The 17,833-nt window shown below is 63.8% G+C and carries 19 protein-coding genes and 1 pseudogene; 10 read left to right on the top strand and 10 right to left on the bottom strand.

Annotated features, from left to right (window positions below):
- Window positions 1-251: 251 nt before the first annotated feature.
- Both RPG13_RS30255 and RPG13_RS30250 read left to right on the top strand, forming a co-directional pair.
- Complete coding sequence (locus RPG13_RS30255; protein ID WP_337126711.1) at window positions 252-761, top strand: ferritin-like domain-containing protein; 510 nt, start codon at window positions 252-254, stop codon at window positions 759-761.
- Complete coding sequence (locus tag RPG13_RS30250; RefSeq protein WP_126105083.1) at window positions 748-1,191, top strand: DUF6766 family protein; 444 nt, start codon at window positions 748-750, stop codon at window positions 1,189-1,191. Before RPG13_RS30255 ends, RPG13_RS30250 begins: the two co-directional genes overlap by 14 nt.
- Before the next feature lie 72 nt (window positions 1,192-1,263).
- On the opposite strand, the gene RPG13_RS30245 is transcribed toward RPG13_RS30250, so the two are convergent.
- Together RPG13_RS30245 and RPG13_RS30240 are read right to left on the bottom strand one after the other, a co-directional pair.
- Complete coding sequence (locus RPG13_RS30245; protein WP_126105084.1) at window positions 1,264-1,653, bottom strand: SET domain-containing protein; 390 nt, start codon at window positions 1,651-1,653, stop codon at window positions 1,264-1,266.
- A gap of 121 nt (window positions 1,654-1,774) precedes the next feature.
- A complete protein-coding gene (locus RPG13_RS30240; RefSeq protein ID WP_126105085.1) occupies window positions 1,775-2,533 on the bottom strand; it encodes an SDR family oxidoreductase in 759 nt (252 codons plus the stop codon).
- A 267-nt stretch (window positions 2,534-2,800) separates the two neighbouring features.
- Here RPG13_RS30240 and RPG13_RS30235 point away from each other — a divergent pair, with 267 nt between their 5' ends.
- The 6 genes from RPG13_RS30235 to RPG13_RS30210 are packed head-to-tail and all read left to right on the top strand — an operon-like array spanning window position 2,801 to window position 8,643.
- Window positions 2,801-4,054 carry a sarcosine oxidase subunit beta gene (locus tag RPG13_RS30235; RefSeq protein WP_095488502.1) on the top strand — a complete coding sequence of 418 codons (1,254 nt, stop codon included), beginning with the start codon at window positions 2,801-2,803 and terminating at the stop codon, window positions 4,052-4,054.
- Window positions 4,054-4,476, top strand: a complete 423-nt coding sequence (locus RPG13_RS30230; RefSeq protein WP_095488501.1) for a hypothetical protein — start codon at window positions 4,054-4,056, stop codon at window positions 4,474-4,476. The genes RPG13_RS30235 and RPG13_RS30230 overlap by 1 nt, the downstream gene beginning before the upstream one ends.
- 8 nt (window positions 4,477-4,484) lie before the next feature.
- Window positions 4,485-4,781 (top strand): sarcosine oxidase subunit delta, encoded by a 297-nt coding sequence (locus RPG13_RS30225; protein ID WP_095488500.1) that lies wholly within the window; start codon window positions 4,485-4,487, stop codon window positions 4,779-4,781.
- Window positions 4,778-7,786 (top strand): sarcosine oxidase subunit alpha, encoded by a 3,009-nt coding sequence (locus RPG13_RS30220; protein WP_292722239.1) that lies wholly within the window; start codon window positions 4,778-4,780, stop codon window positions 7,784-7,786. The genes RPG13_RS30225 and RPG13_RS30220 overlap by 4 nt, the downstream gene beginning before the upstream one ends.
- Window positions 7,779-8,360: a sarcosine oxidase subunit gamma gene (locus tag RPG13_RS30215; protein ID WP_337126710.1), complete on the top strand. Its 582-nt coding sequence runs from the start codon at window positions 7,779-7,781 to the stop codon at window positions 8,358-8,360. The genes RPG13_RS30220 and RPG13_RS30215 overlap by 8 nt, the downstream gene beginning before the upstream one ends.
- 52 nt (window positions 8,361-8,412) lie before the next feature.
- Window positions 8,413-8,643 carry a hypothetical protein gene (locus RPG13_RS30210; RefSeq protein ID WP_095488556.1) on the top strand — a complete coding sequence of 77 codons (231 nt, stop codon included), beginning with the start codon at window positions 8,413-8,415 and terminating at the stop codon, window positions 8,641-8,643.
- An 85-nt stretch (window positions 8,644-8,728) separates the two neighbouring features.
- Here RPG13_RS30210 and RPG13_RS30205 read toward each other — a convergent pair whose 3' ends face one another.
- Both RPG13_RS30205 and RPG13_RS30200 read right to left on the bottom strand, forming a co-directional pair.
- Window positions 8,729-8,971, bottom strand: coding sequence for a lipoprotein (locus tag RPG13_RS30205; protein ID WP_127294664.1), 243 nt, complete (start codon window positions 8,969-8,971; stop codon window positions 8,729-8,731).
- 222 nt (window positions 8,972-9,193) lie between these two features.
- Window positions 9,194-9,838, bottom strand: coding sequence for a TetR/AcrR family transcriptional regulator (locus tag RPG13_RS30200; RefSeq protein ID WP_292706795.1), 645 nt, complete (start codon window positions 9,836-9,838; stop codon window positions 9,194-9,196).
- Window positions 9,839-10,047: 209 nt separating this feature from the next.
- Here RPG13_RS30200 and RPG13_RS30195 point away from each other — a divergent pair, with 209 nt between their 5' ends.
- The gene (locus tag RPG13_RS30195) at window positions 10,048-10,749 is read left to right on the top strand and encodes a hypothetical protein (protein ID WP_337126709.1); all 702 of its coding nucleotides are present in this window, start codon (window positions 10,048-10,050) and stop codon (window positions 10,747-10,749) included.
- Window positions 10,750-10,754: 5 nt separating this feature from the next.
- Here the strand turns inward: RPG13_RS30195 and RPG13_RS30190 are convergent, their stop codons facing one another.
- Both RPG13_RS30190 and RPG13_RS30185 read right to left on the bottom strand, forming a co-directional pair.
- The gene (locus RPG13_RS30190) at window positions 10,755-11,249 is read right to left on the bottom strand and encodes a MaoC family dehydratase (RefSeq protein ID WP_029348059.1); all 495 of its coding nucleotides are present in this window, start codon (window positions 11,247-11,249) and stop codon (window positions 10,755-10,757) included.
- Window positions 11,250-11,275: 26 nt separating this feature from the next.
- Entirely contained in the window at window positions 11,276-12,091 is an 816-nt protein-coding gene (locus RPG13_RS30185; RefSeq protein WP_337126708.1) for an SDR family oxidoreductase, read from the bottom strand.
- A 191-nt stretch (window positions 12,092-12,282) separates the two neighbouring features.
- On the opposite strand from RPG13_RS30185, the gene RPG13_RS30180 reads away from it, so the two are divergent.
- Window positions 12,283-12,411, top strand: coding sequence for a DUF2283 domain-containing protein (locus RPG13_RS30180; protein ID WP_337127076.1), 129 nt, complete (start codon window positions 12,283-12,285; stop codon window positions 12,409-12,411).
- On the opposite strand, the gene RPG13_RS30175 is transcribed toward RPG13_RS30180, so the two are convergent.
- The 4 genes and pseudogenes from RPG13_RS30175 to RPG13_RS30160 all read right to left on the bottom strand — a co-directional run.
- The gene (locus RPG13_RS30175) at window positions 12,384-15,515 is read right to left on the bottom strand and encodes an efflux RND transporter permease subunit (protein WP_292502639.1); all 3,132 of its coding nucleotides are present in this window, start codon (window positions 15,513-15,515) and stop codon (window positions 12,384-12,386) included. The genes RPG13_RS30180 and RPG13_RS30175 overlap by 28 nt on opposite strands.
- Window positions 15,515-16,669 (bottom strand): efflux RND transporter periplasmic adaptor subunit, encoded by a 1,155-nt coding sequence (locus tag RPG13_RS30170; protein WP_337126707.1) that lies wholly within the window; start codon window positions 16,667-16,669, stop codon window positions 15,515-15,517. The genes RPG13_RS30175 and RPG13_RS30170 overlap by 1 nt, the downstream gene beginning before the upstream one ends.
- Window positions 16,670-16,863: 194 nt before the next feature.
- Window positions 16,864-17,463, bottom strand: coding sequence for a substrate binding domain-containing protein (locus RPG13_RS30165; RefSeq protein WP_337127075.1), 600 nt, complete (start codon window positions 17,461-17,463; stop codon window positions 16,864-16,866).
- 200 nt (window positions 17,464-17,663) lie between these two features.
- A pseudogene (locus RPG13_RS30160) lies at window positions 17,664-17,792 on the bottom strand (LysR family transcriptional regulator); the annotation flags it as partial.
- Window positions 17,793-17,833 lie beyond the last annotated feature (41 nt).

The raw sequence follows: 17,833 nt of genomic DNA, 5'->3' as shown, positions 1-17,833 counted from the left end.
GGTCGTCGGCGCAAATCAGCACCATGCCCAAGTACTTAGCATAACTGCCGTCAAAAAGCAAGAATCACGACCTCGGGTGTGTGCCTTCGCGACCGGGGTTCTGTCGCGCGGATGAGCGATCGTTGGCATTTCCGCCACCGATAAATTTCTGCTGCCCAATCCGGCAAAACGGCCCGCCTGGCTTGATCGATGAAGGAACCAACTTCGCTCCGCGGTGGTTGTTGCGGCGACGCAAGCAGAGGAGAAAACCGATGTCAGACACCCGTGAATGGCTTGTCCAGTGGCTCAGGGACGCGCATGCGATGGAGGAGCAGGCCGAAACCATGCTGAACGGACAGCTAAGCCGGCTGGAGAGCTATCCCGAGCTCAGTAAGCGCATCAGCCAGCACGTCGACGAGACGAAGGGGCAGGCCGCACGCCTCAGAACCTGCCTGGAAAGTTTAGACGAGGATACATCCACGCTGAAGGACGCCGGCGGCAAGCTGATGGCGGCGGCGCAGTCCCTGAGCGGCGTCTTCGCAGGGGACGAAGTGATGAAAGGTTCACTCGCGAGCTACACTTTCGAGCATATGGAGATTGCCTCCTACAGGATCCTCATCGCGGCCGCCGAATCTCTTGGCGAAACAGAGGTCGCCCGCGTCTGCGAGCAAAACCTGCGGGAAGAGGAGGCGATGGCCGAGTGGCTGAAAAACAACCTGCCCGCGACCACGGAGCAGTTCCTGGCTCGCACGGCGTCGGACAGCGACGATGCCAAGCGGTGAGGACAGCAGGCCGTCGGGCAAAGTGAAGCCATCTTCGGTGTGGCGGGCTTACAGCTATGCCTGGATTACCCTCGGCTTCTTCATCATCTCGCTTGTCGGCCACTGGGTCTTCGGCTGGTTCGCCTATCTCGACGAGCAGCGAGCGCTTGGCCAACCGCCCGAGTTCGGCGGCTATCTGATCGAGATGGGCCGCGACACGCTCGAAAACTGGCAATCGGAATTCCTGCAACTGCTTTGGCAGGTCGGTGGCCTGGCGTTCCTGCTCTTCGTCGGCTCGCCGCAATCTAAGGAGGGTACCGACCGGATGGAGGCCAAGATCGACGCGCTTCTCACCCTGGTCGATCCGCAGAAAGGCCAGGAGGCAATTCGCGAGTTGGACCTGCAGTATGACGGCCGGCATACCGACGAGCCGCACGCCCAGCGAAACTAAAGCTGGGGGCTGGAAATTTGGCCCGGAGCCGATCATCGCTCCGGGTTTTCTTCAAACGACGCAACCAGATCGCTATGATGCCGTGGCCAAATGAAGTCGCTCGAAATCCTCGAAGAACTCGCCGTAGTCGCAGGTTATTTCCTCGCCCGCCGCTATGTCGCGGATCGCGGTTGCCCCGCCATACCGCGAAAAATCCGTGTTCGGCATTTCGGCGTGGTTCATGAAGCGCCCATTGTCGACTTCATAGACCATGAATCCGGGCCGGTCCGGGCTTGGATAGGCATATCTGTCGAGCAATTCCTTGAGATGCGGCGGCGCGGCCTCATATTTTTCCATCGGGATCAGCCGGTCGAAATCCGGATCGAGCTGCCAGATCGACGTTCCCTTCCCGATCGGCTCGGCGGCGAACACGCCGACGCCCTCGATTGCGCTAGCAGCGATGTAGGTCCTGATCAGCAGCATGTTTTAGGCCCGTCTTCGAACAGCATTCTTCGAACAGAAAACGGAATCGCCAAATCGCGCCAAGAAAGCAAGCGCGGTTTTACGACATGCCCTTTTCCATCGTTCGCCGACGCGAAACGCCTCACGTCCGATTGATCGAGACGCCGCCATCGGCAAAGAGCGCCGTTCCGGTGGTGAAGCTCGACGCATCCGACGCCAGATAGAGCGCCGAGCGGGCGATCTCTTCCGGCTGCGCCATCCGCTTCAGAGCGTGGATGCCTTCGACGAAAGCCCGGGCTTCGGGTGTGGTCGTCGTCGCGCCCGGCGTGTCGGTGCCGCCGGGCAGCAGTGCGTTGACGCGCAACCCTTGTGCTCCGTATTCGGCCGCCAGAACCTGAGTCAAACCGATCAGCCCGGCCTTGGCCGCAGCGTAAGCGGCCATGCCCGGCATGCCGGCGGTGCGACCGACGAAGCTGGAGGTGAAGATCAGCGAACCGCCACCGCGCTCCAGTAGCGCCGGCACCTGGTATTTTGCACCGATAAAGGCGCCGGTCAGATTGATGTCGATGGTCTCGTGCCACGTCGCCAGCGACATGTCGGGAACCGGTCCCATCTGGCCGACGGAGCCAGCGTTGTTGAAGGCGATGTCGAGACCGCCGAACCTGTCCACCGCAAGATCCACAAGGGCATTGGCATAGGCTTCGTCTCGGACATCGCCAGCAAGGGCGATCGCGGTGCCGTCGGCTTCCTCGATTTCAGCGACGAGCGCGTCCAGCTCTGCCTGGCGACGGGCAGCGACGACCACCTTGGCGCCTGCCTCGGCAAAGAGTTTTGCCGTGGCGCGGCCGATGCCGGAACTGGCGCCGGTGACGATGGCGACCTTGTTGGTGAGTGCGAACATTTTTTTGCATCCTTTTTTCGCGCCAGCTTGGCCGGCAATCGGGGTGTTGATCGCAGGTCGAGGCGGCGCGAGCCACCCGATACCTGCGAAGGTGCCCGGATGCATCGTCGTTCGGCCCGCCGCTTCGGACCGGTCTTTTTTGTCGCGGCGCAAAACGGCAAGCGCCGTCGCAAACAGCGCAAGGCTGGCAGCGCTGTTTCGCTAGTGATACACCTCGCGCGCCGGCGCTCGATTGGATGCCCGGCCGCTATCTGCGAGGCTGGAACGTTGAAGAAATACTCGGTATTCGCCATCGCCCGTGAGGCCATGCGCGGCCACAAGGGCTGGGAGGAACAGTGGTCCTCGCCAGAGCCGAAGAAGGAGTACGACGTCATCATCGTCGGCGCCGGCGGCCATGGCCTGGCCACCGCCTACTACCTCGCCACGGTGCACGGCATCACCAATGTCGCGGTGCTGGAAAAGGGCTGGCTCGGCGGCGGCAATACCGGCCGCAACACCACCATCATCCGCTCCAACTATCTCTATGACGAGAGCGCCGGCATCTACGACCATGCGCTGAAGCTGTGGGACGGGCTCAGCCAGGAGCTCAACTACAACGTCATGTATTCGCCACGCGGCGTCATGATGCTGGCGCATAATGTCCACGACATCCAGGTGCTGAAGCGCCATGTCCACGCCAACCGGCTGAACGGCATCGACAATGAGTGGCTGACGCCGGAAGCGGCGAAGGAATTCTGCCCGCCGCTCAACATTTCGCGCGATGCCCGCTATCCGGTGATGGGCGCGACCCTGCAGCGTCGCGGCGGCACCGCCCGTCACGATGCCGTTGCCTGGGGCTATGCGCGCGGCGCTTCGGCGCGCGGCGTCCACATCATCCAGAATTGCGAGGTCACCGGCGTCAAGCGGGCGCCGAACGGTGCGGTCATGGGTGTCGAGACGACGCGCGGTTTCATCGGCGCCAGGAAGGTCGGCGTCGTTGCCGCCGGCCATTCGTCCGTCATCATGAACATGGCCGGCGTGCGCATGCCGCTGGAAAGCTATCCGCTGCAGGCGCTGGTGTCGGAGCCGGTCAAGCCGGTATTCCCCTGCGTGGTGATGTCGAACACCGTGCATGCCTATATCTCGCAGTCCGACAAGGGCGAGCTGGTCATCGGCGCCGGCACCGACCAGTATATTTCCTATTCGCAGACCGGCGGCCTGCACATCCTGCAGCACACGCTCGACGCCATCTGCGAGATGTTCCCGATGTTCACCCGCATGAAGATGCTGCGTTCGTGGGGCGGCATCGTCGACGTGACGCCCGACCGCTCGCCGATCCTGGCCAAGACGCCGGTGCCCGGTCTCTATGTCAATTGCGGCTGGGGCACGGGCGGCTTCAAGGCAACGCCCGGATCGGGCCATGTCTTTGCCCACACCATCGCCAGGGACGATCCGCATCCGATCAATGCGCCTTTCACCATCGAGCGCTTCCGCACCGGTCGCCTGATCGACGAGGCGGCTGCGGCGGCGGTGGCGCACTGATGATGGCCGAGATGGCTGTCGCCATGCCGCTGATGCTCGCGGGAGAGCAAGGCCTGTTTCATTTTCCGTCGCCGGACGAGGTGCGCGTGCAGCCGATCAGTCGCGCCGAAAACGAGGCGGAATGGCCGTTTGCTGTCGATGACGGCGTTCTGGCCTGCGTCTGGAGCGGCGGGCAAAGAATCGTTTCCTTCTTTGAAGGCCGGCCATCCGATCTGGACGAGGACGAGCCATTCGAGCCGCGCGGCCTCATCGTCACCACCGATCCGATCCAGCTCACTATCGGCAACATGGCGAACCGCGCGCTTTTTCGCCCCGCGGCAAGCATCGAGGAGCGCATCCGGCTCGTCGCTCCTTTCGTGACGTTGGGCCAGAGGCTTTGCGATCAACCTGCCGGCGCTCGCGTCGGCCACGGCGAATTGTAGGAACAATCATGCTTCTCATCCGCTGCCCCTATTGCGAGGAAGAGCGTCCGGAACTCGAATTCCGCAACGCCGGCGAGGCGCATATTGCACGTTCGTCAGATATGGCCGCGACAAGCGATGACGACTTCGAAAAGTTCTTCTTCATCCGCTCGAATCCCAAAGGCATCATCTATGAGCGCTGGCGGCACATGCATGGCTGCGCGCGGTTCTTCAATGCCGTGCGCGATACCGTCAGCGACAGGTTCCTGATGACCTACAAGGCCGGCGAGCCGAAGCCCGCGAAGCTGCCGGGAGCCTCCAAATGATCGCAGCGTTCCGCATTCCCGGCGCTGGGCGCCTCAAGCAGGCAGAGACGGCCAGCTTCAGCTTCGACGGCCGGCCCTATGCCGGTGTCGAGGGCGATACGCTGGCCTCGGCGCTGCTTGCCAACGGCGTCCATCTGGTCGGCCGTTCGTTCAAATACCACCGGCCGCGCGGCTTCCTGTCCGCCGGGGCGGAAGAGCCCAACGCGCTGGTTGAAGTCAAGCGCGACGCAGCGCGCAAGACGCCGAATGTCCGCGCCACCGTGCAGGAGCTCTATGACGGGCTGACGGCACAGTCGCAGAACCGCTGGCCGTCGCTTTCCTTCGACGTCAGCGCGGTCGGCGACATCGCCTCGCCGCTGCTTTCGGCGGGCTTCTACTACAAGACCTTCATGTGGCCGAAGTCCGCCTGGAAGAACCTCTACGAGCCCAAGATCAGGGCTGCGGCCGGCCTCGGCGTCGCCCCCGACCAGCCGGATCCCGACCACTATTCGGCGCGCTATGCCCATTGCGACGTGCTGGTGGTGGGCGGTGGCGCTGCCGGCATCGCCGCCGCACTTGCCGCGGCCGAAACCGGCGTGCGCGTCATCCTTGCCGACGAACAGGCGGATTTCGGCGGCAGCCTTCGTTTCGAGAGTGGCGCCAGGATCGACGGCCAGGATGGTTTTGCCTGGGCGCAAGGTGCAGTCGCCAAGCTCAAGGCCATGGACAATGTCCGCGTGCTGTCCCGCACGACGGCCTTCGGCTATTACGCGCAGAATTTCGTCGGGCTGGTCGAGCGCGTCAGCGATCATCTGCAGAGCCCCGGCCGCGACCTGCCGCGCGAGCGGCTGTGGCAGGTCCGCGCCAGCCGCGTGGTGCTGGCAACCGGCGCCATCGAGCGGCACATGGTGTTTGCCGACAACGACCGGCCCGGCATCATGCTGGCGTCGGCGGCGCGGACCTATCTCAACCATTACGGCGTCGCGGTCGGCAGGAATGTCGGCGTCTATACGGCCAATGATTCCGCCTATGCGGCGGCGATCGACCTGAAGAAGGCCGGCGTCGGCGTGGCGGCCATCGTAGATCTGCGCGACAACCCGACCGGACCGGTGATCGATGAGGCGAGGGCGCTCGGCATCGAGGTCAATTTCGGCCGTGCGGTGATCCGCGCCGGCGGCAAATTGCGCGTCTCATCGATGACCGTGCAGCCGAAGAATGGCGGTGGCGAGCGCACCATCCCGGTCGACGCGATCCTGATGTCGGCCGGCTGGACGCCGTCGGTGCATCTGTTCTCGCAGTCGCGCGGCAAGGTTGCCTTCAACGACGAGACCAAGCGCTTCGTGCCCGGCGCCTATGCGCAGGACTGCGTCTCCGTCGGCGCCTGCAACGGCACGGACGGGCTGTCGGCGACGATCGACGAGGCCTATGCGGCGGGCGCCAAGGCGGCCAAGGATGCGGGCGTCAAGAATGCCGGCGCCGACACCGTCAAGGGAGCCAAGCCGAAGGTCGACGCCAGCGAGAGCTGGTCGCGCGGCATGCTGGGTGCGGCGCCCGGCGCCGGTGCGGACACGACGGTAAAGGCCTTCGTCGATTTCCAGAACGACGTCACCGCCAAGGACATCCGCCAGGCGGTGCATGAAGGCATGCGCTCGATCGAGCACGTCAAGCGCTTCACCACCAACGGCATGGCGACCGACCAGGGCAAGACCTCCAACATGCACGGCCTGGCCATCGCAGCCGAGACGCTGGGCAAGCCGATCCCGCAAGTCGGCCTGACGACGTTCCGCGCGCCCTACACGCCGGTCACCTTCGGCTCGATCGTCGGACACGCGCGGGGTCCGCTCTTCGACCCGACCCGCAAGACGGCGATTCATCCCTGGGCCGAGCGCCAAGGTGCCGTGTTCGAGGATGTCGGCCAATGGAAGCGCGCCTGGTATTTTCCCAAAGCGGGCGAAGACATGCATGCCGCCGTCGATCGCGAGTGTGTCACCGTGCGCAAGACCGCCGGCCTGTTCGATGCCTCGACGCTGGGCAAGATCGAGGTGGTCGGGCCGGATGCGGCCAAGTTCATGGAACTGCTCTACACCAATCCGTGGGAGAAGTTGGAGCCCGGCCGCTGCCGCTATGGCATCATGCTGCGCGAGGACGGCTTCATCTATGACGACGGTGTCGTTGGAAGACTGGCGCCGGACCGTTTCCATGTGACGACGACGACGGGCGGCGCGCCGCGGGTGATGAACCATATGGAGGATTACCTCCAGACCGAGTTCCCGCATCTCAACGTCTGGCTGACCTCGATCACCGAGCAGTGGGCGGTGATCGCCGTGCAGGGACCGAAGTCTCGGGACATCATCGCGCCGCTGGTCGAAGGCATCGACATGTCGGACGACGCGCTGCCGCATATGTCGGTGCGCGAAGGCAAGATCTGCGGCGTGCCGACGAGGCTGTTCCGCATGTCGTTCACCGGCGAGCGCGGTTTCGAGGTCAACGTGCCGGCCGACCACGGCCAGGCCGTCTGGGAAGCGCTGTGGGCCGAGGGCCAGAAGCATGGCGCCTGCGCTTACGGCACCGAGGCGATGCACGTGCTGCGCGCCGAAAAAGGCTACATCATCGTCGGCCAGGACACCGACGGCACGGTGACGCCTGGCGATGCCGGTCTCGACTGGGCGGTCGGCAAGAAGAAGACCGATTTCGTCGGTATCAGGGGCATGGCGCGGCCGGATCTTGTCGCCAAGGGCCGCAAGCAGCTTGTCGGCCTGAAGACCAAGGACCCCAAGGTGGTGCTGGAAGAAGGCGCGCAGATCGTCGGCGATCCGAAGCAGGCGATCCCGATGACCATGATCGGCCATGTCACCTCCAGCTATTGGTCGCAAAATTGCGGCCGCTCGATCGCGCTGGCTCTGGTTGCCGGAGGCCGTGATCGGACGGGCGAGACGCTTTACGTGCCGATGCCAAACGGGACGATCGAGGTGGAGGTCACCGGCATGGTGTTCTTCGACGAGAAGGGGGAGCGCCTCAATGGCTAAGGCTGCCGCGAAGAAAACTGCCGCCGCTGTCCCGTCGGTCGAACGTCGCCCGGCTATCGCCGGCCAGGAATTTTCCGCCACTGGCGTCACGCTTGCTGTGTTGCCGCCGGCGGAGCGCATTTCGCTGCGCGCGCCGGAGGCCTCAGTCGCGGCGCTTTCGAAGGCGCTCGGCGTGACCCTGCCGCGAAAGCCCAAAACCTCGGCGGCAAAGGCCGGGCGCACTGCATTGTGGCTAGGGCCGGACGAATGGCTGGTCATCGACGAGGCGGCAAAAGATCCGCTCGCCGACTGCGTTGAGGTGACCGCGCTGCATTCGGCGGTCGGCATCTCGCATCGCAACGTCGCCATATCGGTCACCGGCCCGGCAGCCGCGGCAACAATCAATTCAGGCTGCCCGCAGGATCTGTCGCTTGACGCCTTTCCGGTAGGCGCGGCGTCGCGCACCATTCTGGGCAAGGTCGAGATTGTGCTGTTGCGCACCGCGGCCGATGCGTTCCGGGTCGAATGCTGGCGTTCCTTCTCCGATTATGTCTTTACTTTGCTGTCGGAGGCGGCAGGCGACGCAGCGGCTTAGGAACATTCGCTGCGCTCGACCGTTTGCCGGAGCAAGTCGAGGGAGAATGTCGATGCCGTCGAAATCCGCGCCGAATCCACCGGTCCAGAAGACGTCGGCCGTGCGCTCTCTCGAACACGAGAAGCACGAAGAATCAAACATCGAAGAGGAGCTCGAGGAAGGGCTCGAGGACACGTTTCCGGCCAGCGATCCGGTGTCGATCACCGGGACTTCCATTTCCGGCGCTCCCGCAAGGCCCGGCAAGGCCAAGATCGTGGCTGGAATGAAGAAGCGCAGGAAATAGCTTCCATCAGGCTCCAGCGGAGCCGGGCTGAAATGGCCACGAAAACGGGCGGTCAGGATTTCCTGCCGCCTATTTGTTTTGAACCTCAGAATGTGCTGGGCACGATCCACGGATCGATGTCGATGCCGAGCCGCGGGCCCTTGCTTTCAGTCGAGCCATCGCGAGTGGCCGAGCCTGCCTTTTCCACCGATCCGGTCGCGCCGCAATCGAGCTTGATGTTGGTGTCGGCGCAGGCGGCTGGCGCCTGCTTGCCGGGCTGACTCTGGCCGGCGAGGGCCGCACCCGACAATGCCAGGACGGCTACGAGGGCGAGGATTGTCTTTTTCATCGTCTGTCTCCGGTTTCGTCGGCTGAACTTTTTCGTACATGTACGATATGGCGTACATATACGCCCGACAGCCGCGGGGTTCAAGCCAGAAGTCGTACATGTACGAACAATTTTATTTGAATGTTTGGAATCGCATCGCGTCGGCACGCGCCGAGTTGTGCCGCCCGGCGCCGTTCACCAGTGCCTTGCGAGATATTCAGGTCTTCGAAACCGAAGAATCCTTCAGCAGTTGGCCGGCGTTCCGGTCAGCGGCGGCACGTCCTGCGTGGCCAGCCCGGCAAGCGTGAAGTCGCACATCCGCTTCACGAAAGCCTGCTGATCGCCGAACGGATAAAATGGAAAGGTGATCAGCAGCGAGATCGTGCCGTGGCCGACCGCCCACAGCATGGTGGCGATGGCGCGTGGGTCGCCCTTGAGCCTGCCGGCGGCAACGCAGGCCTCGACTCTGCTGATCAGCACCTTCATCAACGGGTTGCCCTCTTGCATCTCGGCGAAGGTCCTGCCTTCCGGCGGTCTGGTCTTTTCCGTCATGAACACCGTGCGGTATTCGTTGGGATTGCCGAGGCCGAAGGCCGCGTATTCGGTCATGATCACCTGCAGCGCCTCGATCGGATCGTCGGCCGGATGATCCTCGATACGCTTTGCCAGAGTCTCGAACGCATCCTCGGCCAATGCGAACAAGATGTCCTGCTTGTCGGCGAAATAGGAATAGACCGACATCGGAGCATAGCCGACGCGCTTGGCCAGCTTGCGGATGGTGAGGCCTTCATAGCCTTCCTCCTGCACGAGCTTGTGAGCCGCATCGACAAGCTCGGAGCGCAGTTCGGCCTTTTGTTTCTCGCGGCGTGTCTGGACGCTGAGCTGCAATTTGCCTGCCTTTATCCGTTGGCGGTTGGCTAAATTATATACGCTGTACGGAAACGGACAAGGCGCTGTCAAAACCAGCTTGAGCGTTCCGACATGCCCGTTTTCTTCTCACGTGAGGTGTTACCCTGACCCAGACGGGCAACATCGGGCCGTTACAACCGACCGATAGTTCGCGACTCTGCAAAAATTTCCGTTTTGGGGAGGCCAACATGGCCACGACTGAGCTTTCGTCCGGCGTGTCGGACGTGGATCCACTTTCTCATGGCGCCAGGCTGGCACTCAGGCGAGTCGTCATGGTTGCATGGTTGGCGATCGCACTCGGCTTCGCCATGGAGGCCCTTATTCTGGCTGGCAGATTTGCAGCAGGCTCCCACCCGGCTACCACCCAGGTCCCGATCGAATTGGCGCAAGGCGTGACATGGGCGTTCTTCGTCTGCGCCGGCGTCAGCCTCGGCACGGCGCTCGCCAAGGTGCGAGCCTCGCTCGGCGGCTTGATCAGCGCGATCTCGGCGCCACTGGCGATGGGCATCGCCAAGGGGACGCAAAAGGTCATGGTAAGTGCGCTTGATGCGGCCGCAAAGCCGGCCATCCTCTCGCTCACGACGTTGGGAGTGCTGCGGGCGATCGAATACGGCCTGCTCGGCTGGATACTGGCCTCGATGGCGTCGAAGGAAGAACCCCGTCCGCTCCATTTCGCGCTGGCAGGCGCCTTGATAGGCGCGGTGTTCGGCGGCGGAATCACGGTGCTGACGATCGAGACGGCCGCGGCGAAGGACGTTGCCCTCGCACTGCCGCAGGCTATCGCAACCGGCCTCAACGAGATCGTGTTTCCGATCGGTTGCTCACTGGTCGTCTACATCGCCCTGCAGATCGGCCGGCACATGAAGTTCATCTCCAGCGACGCTCGCTGAGCCGTCTATGCCGCTTCTGGCTGGCGCTCTATCAGTGTCAGCGTCAGCCAGCGGGCGGTCAGGGCCGGCTTTTTCGAACCCTCGATCTCGATGGTCACGTCATGCGCCGTCTGCACCCAGCCCGACGGCCTGACCTTGACGTCGGCCAGCACGAAACGGGTGCGGATGCGCGCGCCGGTCTTCACCGGCGCCAGGAAGCGCAGCGAATCGAAGCCATGATTGACGCCCATCTTGCTGTTTTCGAGCGGCGGCATGGTCTCGAAGGTCATCGCCGACAGCAACGAAAGCGACAGGAAGCCGTGCGCGATGGTGCCGCCGAACGGCGTCTCGCGCTTGGCCCGCTCCGGATCGCAGTGGATGAACTGGTGGTCGTCGGTGGCATCGGCAAACTGGTCGATCATGCGCTGCGAGACCACCCGCCACGGCGACACGCCGACTTCCTTGCCGACGCTGGCCAGAAGCACATCGAGACTGATCGGTTCCACGCTGATGTCCTCCATTTCAACCGTCCGGAGCGCGAGCGGCTTCATTCCTTGAACAGTGTCAGCCCATGCTGCACCGACTGCCCGCCATCGATCGGCAGGATGGCGCCGGTGACGTAGCTGCCGGCACGGCTGCACAAATAGAGCGTTGCGCCGGCAATGTCATCCGGCGCGCCGATGCGACGAAGCGGAACATGGCCGCCGACATGGTTGGCCTGTTCCTTGGTCGCGGTGGCGAAGGCGGTCATCCTGCTCTGAAAGGGCCCGGGGGCGAAGGCGTTGACGGTAATGCGACGCGCGGCGAGCTCGATCGCAAGCGTGCGCGTCAGATGGTGAACCGCAGCCTTGGAGGCAGAGTAGGAATAAGCGTTGTCGGCCAGCGGCTGCGTGCCCATCACCGAACCCAGATTGATCACCCGGGCCGGATCGGCGTCGCTGGCGGCAGCATCGAGCAGCGGCAGAAGCTCGCGCGTCAGATGGAAGACGGCGGTGACATTGACGCCGAACACCTTGGCCCAGGCATGGTAGGGGAAGCTTTCCAGCGGCGCCCCCCAGGAAACACCGGCATTGTTGACCAGGATGTTCAGCCGCTCCGTCCGTGCCTTGACCTCGGCGACCAGCGCCGCGATGCCAGCCTCGCTGGAAACATCCCCGGAAAAACCCTCGGCCCGGCCGGAGCCGCCGAGGCCGTTCAATTCGCCGGCAACGCTGATGCAATCCTCGCCCTTGCGCGAGGCGATCATCACGGTGGCGCCAGCCCTGACCAAAGCGGTTGCCGCCATGCGGCCGATACCGGTCGCAGCCCCGGTCACCAGCGCCGTCTTGCCGGCCACCGAAAACAGCTCGTCCAGATAGCTCATTGTAGGGTCTCCGCGCCTTTGCTTCGCGGCCCCGGGGGGACGGCGTCGCGTTGACAAGACTATTCGAACTACGATCATCCTTGTCACGGGTAAAGGGCCAGAGCCGAGGCGATGGAGTGCGTGCCGGCTGAACTGGTCAAGCCCAACGGCAAGGTGGAGGCGATCCAGGAAAGCGTGGAAGTTCCGCAGGCATAGTCCTAGACTATGATGCTGAAGGCCACATCGTCGGGATGGAGGTGCTGGATGCCCGAGAACACCTTCGCGGCGATGCTGAAGGCGGCCTGACCCGATCCTACTCCGCCGGCTCGACATTGGTGTAGGCGGCTTCCTCGAGCTCGCGCTTCAGCCGTGATGCTTCTTCCACCTTCGGCGTGACGAAGCGGCCGAGCAAGAGATAGGCGACCGGGGTCAGGAACAGCGTCGAGACGGTGGCCAGGCCCAACCCGCCGACGATCACCCAGCCGAGCGCGATGCGCGCCTCGGCGCCGGCGCCGCTCGCCAGCACCAACGGCACGCCGCCGAGCACGGTGCAGATCATCGTCATCATCACCGGCCGCAGCCGGATGGTGGAGGCCTGCTCGATCGCCTCGCGCACGCCGAGCCCGCGGTCGCGCAACTGATTGGCGAACTCGACGATCAGGATGCCGTTCTTGGCCATGACGCCGACCAGCAGCACCAGGCCGATCTGGCTGTAGGCGTTGAGGCTGGTGCCGCTGAGCAAAAGGGCAAAGATCGCGCAGGCGAGGCCGAGCGGCACTGTCGCCATGATGATGATCGCGCTGACGAAGCTCTCGAACTGAGCGGCGAGCACCAAAAGGATGATGACCAGCGAGAAACCGAAGATGGTGATCATGGCGCTGTTGGTTTCGCCCAGCGTCGCCGCCTCGGCCAAGGGGACGATGCGGCTGCCCGGCGGCAGGAGCGGCGTGGCGATTGCCTCGGCGCGGGTGAGCGCCTGGCCGAGCGCGAAATCGCCGCTGAGATTGGAGGTGATCGCCACCGACGGCTGTTGCTGCTCGCGGGTCAGCGAGGGTGGCACGGCGCGCTCGGTCAGCGTGGCAATGGTCGACATCGGCACGAAGCGGCCGTCGGCCGTCTTCAGGAAGATATTCTCCAGGTCGGTTGGATCGTTGATCGGGTTGGTCGTCGAGACGAGCTTCACCCCGTAGCTGCGGTCGGCGATATAGACGTCGACGACATCATTGCCGTCGAGCATGGCCTGGAAAGTGTCGGCAAGCCCGGTGATGTCGATGCCGAGGTCCGAAGCGCGCTCGCGGTCGATGGCCACGGAAAGCTGGGGTTGCGTCGGGTCGACGGAGAGCCGGGGCGACTGGAAGCGGGGATCCTTCTGCATCTCGGCGATGATCTTCACCGCAGCGTCGCCGAGTGCCGCGCGATTGTTGCCGACCAGCGCGAACTGCAGGCCATTGCCGGCGCCGCGAATGCCGAGGCTGTTGGGCTGCATCGGAAAGACGCGCACGCTCGGCACCTGCCGGGTGAGCCGGCTAATGTCGGCCATGATCTGCTGCTGGCTGCGCGTGCGCTCGTCCCATGGCGCCAGCGTCATGACCATGAAGCCGGCATTGTAGGCGCCGTTCCGGCCGGCGCTCTCGAACGTGTTGCGGATTTCGCCGGAATCGCGCAGCGGCTGGATCAGTTTCTCGATCTTCTCCATCTGCTGCGTCGTGTAGTCGAGGCTGACCCCTTGCGGCGCGTCGACGCGCATGAGCACGACGGCACGGTCCTCGGTCGGCGTCAGTTCCTGGCGGATCGTGCCAAACAGCGTGAAGGCGGTGGCTGCAAACAGCAGCGCGACCAGAAGCACGATCCACGGCGCGTCGAGGCAGATGCGCAGGCAGCGCCGGTAGAGCGTGTTCAGCGCGCCGCCGATGCGGGCGCCGATGCCGCTGCCGCCTTCGTGGTGAAGCGGCGCGGCCGACAGCATGCGTGAGGCAAGCATCGGACAAAGCGTCAGCGCCACGACGGCGGACAGAAGCACCGATATGGCGAGAACGAAGCCGAATTCGCGGAACAGGCCGCCGGTCTGCCCCGGCAGGAAGGAGATCGGCACGAAGACGGCGACCAGCGTCAGCGTGGTGGCGATGACGGCGAAGAACACTTCCTGGGCGCCGAGCACGGCTGCGGCGCGTGGTCCCATGCCTTGGTTGCGTCGTCGCACGATGTTTTCCAGAACAACGATGGCGTCGTCGACGACCAAGCCCGTCGCCAGCACAAGGGCGAGCAGCGTCAGTATGTTGACCGAGAAGCCGGCGAGATAGATGGCGGCGATCGTCCCGATCATGGCGACCGGCATAGCCAGCCCCGGAATGAGCGTCGCGCGCCAGTCGAGGAGAAACACGTAGATGACGATCAGCACGATGGAGACGGACAGGCCGAGGGCGATCTCGACCTCATGCACCGCACCGTTGACGAAGACCGCATCGTCGCTGGTGACCTTGATCGACATGCCCTGAGGCAGATCTGCCTGCAGTTTGTCGACGGCGGCCCTGACGCCGGTCGAAATATCCAGCGTGTTCGATTCCGCCTGGCGGATAATGCCGAGGCCGATGCCGGTCTTGCCGTTCGAACGCAATGTGGTCTGGCCGATGTCGGGGCCGAGCGTGACGGTGGCGACGTCGCGGATGCGGGTCGTGCCGCCGATGATGATGTTCTCGAACTCCTCCGGCGTGGTCACGTCCGCCGTCGTGCGCACGATGAGGTCCTGGTTGGTCGTGGTGATCGAGCCGGCCGGCGAATCGAAAGCGACCGAGGCCAGCGCTGCCCTCAGGTCGGCAACTGTGAAGCCCAGGCTGGCGAGCTTGTTCTGGTCGACATCGATGCGAAAGATCTTGTCGCGGTCGCCATAGACCTGGACGTCGGCTACGCCGGGCACGGCGGCAAGTTCATCCTCGATCTGGTCCTGGACCAGCACCGTCATGTCCTGCACCGACATGGTGTCGGAGGTGACAGCCAGTCGCATCACCGGCTCGGAATTGGCATCGGCCTTGACGATGCGCGGTGCATCCGCCGTGTCCGGCATCTGGTCGGCGACGCGGCCGACGCCGTCGCGCACATCGGAGGCGGCGACGTCGAGGTCGACGCCGTCGTTGAATTCGATGGTGACGCGGCTCGTGCCGAAGGACGAAGTGGACGAGATCGACTTCACACCGGAGACGCGGGCGACCGCGCCCTCAATCACGTCGGTCAATTCGCGGTCGACGGTCTCGGCCGCCGCGCCTTCAAAGGTCGTGTTAACGGTGACGACGGCGCGATCGACATCCGGCAGTTCGCGGATTTCGACGCCGTAGAAGGCGGCAAGGCCGGCGACCGCGATCAGTGTGTTCAAGACGAAGGCCATCACCGGCCTGCGGATGAATAGCGCGGTAAAGCCTGTGTCGCTGGCGGCGTTGTTGGAAGCGGTCATCAGCCGTCAGCGTCCGCGGCGCGCTGTTCTTCGCCGGCGATGGCGACCTCGCCGCCTTCGCTGACGCTCTGGGTGCCTTCGGTCACCACCATGTCGCCGCTGACGATCGGGGCGTCGATCAGCACGGTTTCGGTGTTGCGCTGGATGATGCGCACAGGCACCCGCTTGGCTTTGCCGTCCGCGATCGCCCAGACATAGGCACCATCAGAGCCCCACTGGATCGCCAGCGGACTGACCGCTGGATAGCTGTCGCCGGGGAATTTCATGGCGATCCGGAAGGACATGCCTGCACGCAGCGAATCGGCCGGATTGGCGATCTTTGCCTTGACCAGAAGGGTACGGCTGGCTTCGTCGATGTGGTTGTCGATGGCGGCAACCGTTCCGGTATAGGCTTTGTTGGGATTGGCGATCGGCGTCGCCGACAATTGCACGCCGACCTTGACGGCGGCGGCGAAGCGCTCCGGCACCCAGAATTCGACCAATATGCTGGAGCGGTCGTCGAGGGTGGCGACCGCCGACTGGCTGGTCACATAATTGCCGGCTGATATCGGCAGGATGCCGACGACGCCGGCGATCGGCGCGACGATCGAGCGGCGCTGCAGGGCCAGTTCCGCATCGCGAAGCGCCAGCTTGGCATTGGCCAGCACCACTTCGGCATCGGCAACGGCGACCGCCGTCGCGGCGTTGGATGCGCGCAGCGATTTGACCCGGACGAGCTTGGCCTGCGCGTCCTGCAAAGCAACCTTGGCGCGGTCCTGTGCGATCACCTCGGTGTCGGAATCGAGGGCGGCAATGACCTGCCCTTTTTCGACATGGGCGCCGGACTCGACCACGAATTCAACGAGGCGGCCGGAACTGTAGGGATTGACCGTCACCGAGGCGTTGGCGCGGCCAGTGCCGATTGCCTGCAGGCGATCGTTGATGATGGCCGCGGCCGCTGGCAACGCGACGATAGTCACCCTCTGGCCAGCGGCGTTGCCGCTGCCTGCTTGCCCGACCTTATCGACGGCGCCCGTTGGCGGCGTTGCGGCATGAGCCCAGTCGATGCCCCAGCGCGCCAGCACATCCGGCGCGCCTGGAAAAAAGCGAACCCAGGCGGCCGCGGCCGCGACCAGGATCACAAGTGCAAAAACGATCTGTTTCCAGGTGGCCATCGGCGCTCCGGTTGGCAAATATACCGTCTACGGCTCCCAAGGTGAAGTAGACGCGACGGCACACTCCGACACGCAGGATGACTCGTCGATATCAAAGCTTTATGGCAATTCTCCCACTCGCTTGCACATTAAATCGGTGTAACCTTGATAAGGGCTACGCTTGGGTCAAATTGGATCGGCCGCTGCCGCCGGCTTCAGATGTGGCTCCCTTTGCTATCAATCTTCTTCAAGTCGAGCCGCGGAATGAGAAAGTCCAAGAATGCTTTAACCTTGGGGGGCTGAACGCCGCCGCCTGGCCGGATCGCATAGAGGGTCGGCTCGGGCCCTGCCCACTCGGGCAGGACGCGGACCAGTCTTCCAGCGGCAACGTCCGACTTGACGCGCACATGGTTGGTCATGAACAGGCCAACTCCTTCCAGCAGGAACCCGTGAAGGGCCTCTGGATCGCTGGCGACGGCCACTGCTCGTACTTTGAACTGGGACCGCTCGCCGCCGCTCGATAGGGGCCATTCTACTGCCGGACGATTGAAATAGAACTCTGTCAACAGACAGGCATGTTCCGCTAGCTCCGAAGGACGCTGTGGCGTTCCTGCGCGTTCCAGGTAGGCCGGGGCTCCATAGATGCCCATCGGCAATGCGCCGAGCCGCCGAGCCGTGAGCGTGGAATCGGGGAGGGTGCCTTCCTGGAGCCGGAAAGCGATGTCGATGTCCTTGGCGACGAGGTCGACGACCTCGTGCCCAAGAAGCAATTGCGGGAGCACCTCTGGATAGAAGCGGCGAAACTCGGTGAGCAGCGGCGCGAGGACGCGAGTTGCCAGCCAGTACGGGGCTGTAATCCGAAGCCACCGGGCGGATGTTGCTGCAACTCCGCCACTGCGTTCTCCGCATCCTCCAGATTCTTCACCACTCGCTCGCAGTGCTGGAAATAAACCGCTCCCGCTTCAGTCAGCTTAAGGCTGCGCGTTGTCCGATTCAGCAATTGTGTGTGCAGTCTGGATTCCAGCTCCTGCACCTTCCGGCTGACCCGTGTCTTCGGCACCTTGAGCACGCGCGCTGCCGCTGTGAAGCTCCCTTCCTGCACCACCTTTACGAAAGCGACCGTATCGCTGAAGTCGCGCAGCATATGGGGCCTCCAGCAAATTCGGATTGTCTCTCATTTTGAGA

The sequence above is a fragment of the Mesorhizobium sp. ISC15 genome, from assembly GCF_037162615.1.
Taxonomy (GTDB): domain Bacteria; phylum Pseudomonadota; class Alphaproteobacteria; order Rhizobiales; family Rhizobiaceae; genus Mesorhizobium; species Mesorhizobium mediterraneum.
The sequence above is the reverse complement of the archived record's forward strand: the minus strand, read 5'-3'. Positions and strand labels throughout refer to the sequence as shown.

Bases quoted from the DNA above. Each gene is read 5' to 3' on its own strand.
- RPG13_RS30255 (WP_337126711.1), top strand. From the start codon at position 252: ATGTCAGACACCCGTGAATGGCTTGTCCAGTGGCTCAGGGACGCGCAT.
- RPG13_RS30250 (WP_126105083.1), top strand. From the start codon at position 748: ATGCCAAGCGGTGAGGACAGCAGGCCGTCGGGCAAAGTGAAGCCATCT.
- RPG13_RS30245 (WP_126105084.1), bottom strand. From the start codon at position 1,653: ATGCTGCTGATCAGGACCTACATCGCTGCTAGCGCAATCGAGGGCGTC.
- RPG13_RS30240 (WP_126105085.1), bottom strand. From the start codon at position 2,533: ATGTTCGCACTCACCAACAAGGTCGCCATCGTCACCGGCGCCAGTTCC.
- RPG13_RS30230 (WP_095488501.1), top strand. From the start codon at position 4,054: ATGATGGCCGAGATGGCTGTCGCCATGCCGCTGATGCTCGCGGGAGAG.
- RPG13_RS30225 (WP_095488500.1), top strand. From the start codon at position 4,485: ATGCTTCTCATCCGCTGCCCCTATTGCGAGGAAGAGCGTCCGGAACTC.
- RPG13_RS30220 (WP_292722239.1), top strand. From the start codon at position 4,778: ATGATCGCAGCGTTCCGCATTCCCGGCGCTGGGCGCCTCAAGCAGGCA.
- RPG13_RS30215 (WP_337126710.1), top strand. From the start codon at position 7,779: ATGGCTAAGGCTGCCGCGAAGAAAACTGCCGCCGCTGTCCCGTCGGTC.
- RPG13_RS30210 (WP_095488556.1), top strand. From the start codon at position 8,413: ATGCCGTCGAAATCCGCGCCGAATCCACCGGTCCAGAAGACGTCGGCC.
- RPG13_RS30205 (WP_127294664.1), bottom strand. From the start codon at position 8,971: ATGAAAAAGACAATCCTCGCCCTCGTAGCCGTCCTGGCATTGTCGGGT.
- RPG13_RS30195 (WP_337126709.1), top strand. From the start codon at position 10,048: ATGGCCACGACTGAGCTTTCGTCCGGCGTGTCGGACGTGGATCCACTT.
- RPG13_RS30190 (WP_029348059.1), bottom strand. From the start codon at position 11,249: ATGGAGGACATCAGCGTGGAACCGATCAGTCTCGATGTGCTTCTGGCC.
- RPG13_RS30185 (WP_337126708.1), bottom strand. From the start codon at position 12,091: ATGAGCTATCTGGACGAGCTGTTTTCGGTGGCCGGCAAGACGGCGCTG.
- RPG13_RS30175 (WP_292502639.1), bottom strand. From the start codon at position 15,515: ATGACCGCTTCCAACAACGCCGCCAGCGACACAGGCTTTACCGCGCTA.
- RPG13_RS30170 (WP_337126707.1), bottom strand. From the start codon at position 16,669: ATGGCCACCTGGAAACAGATCGTTTTTGCACTTGTGATCCTGGTCGCG.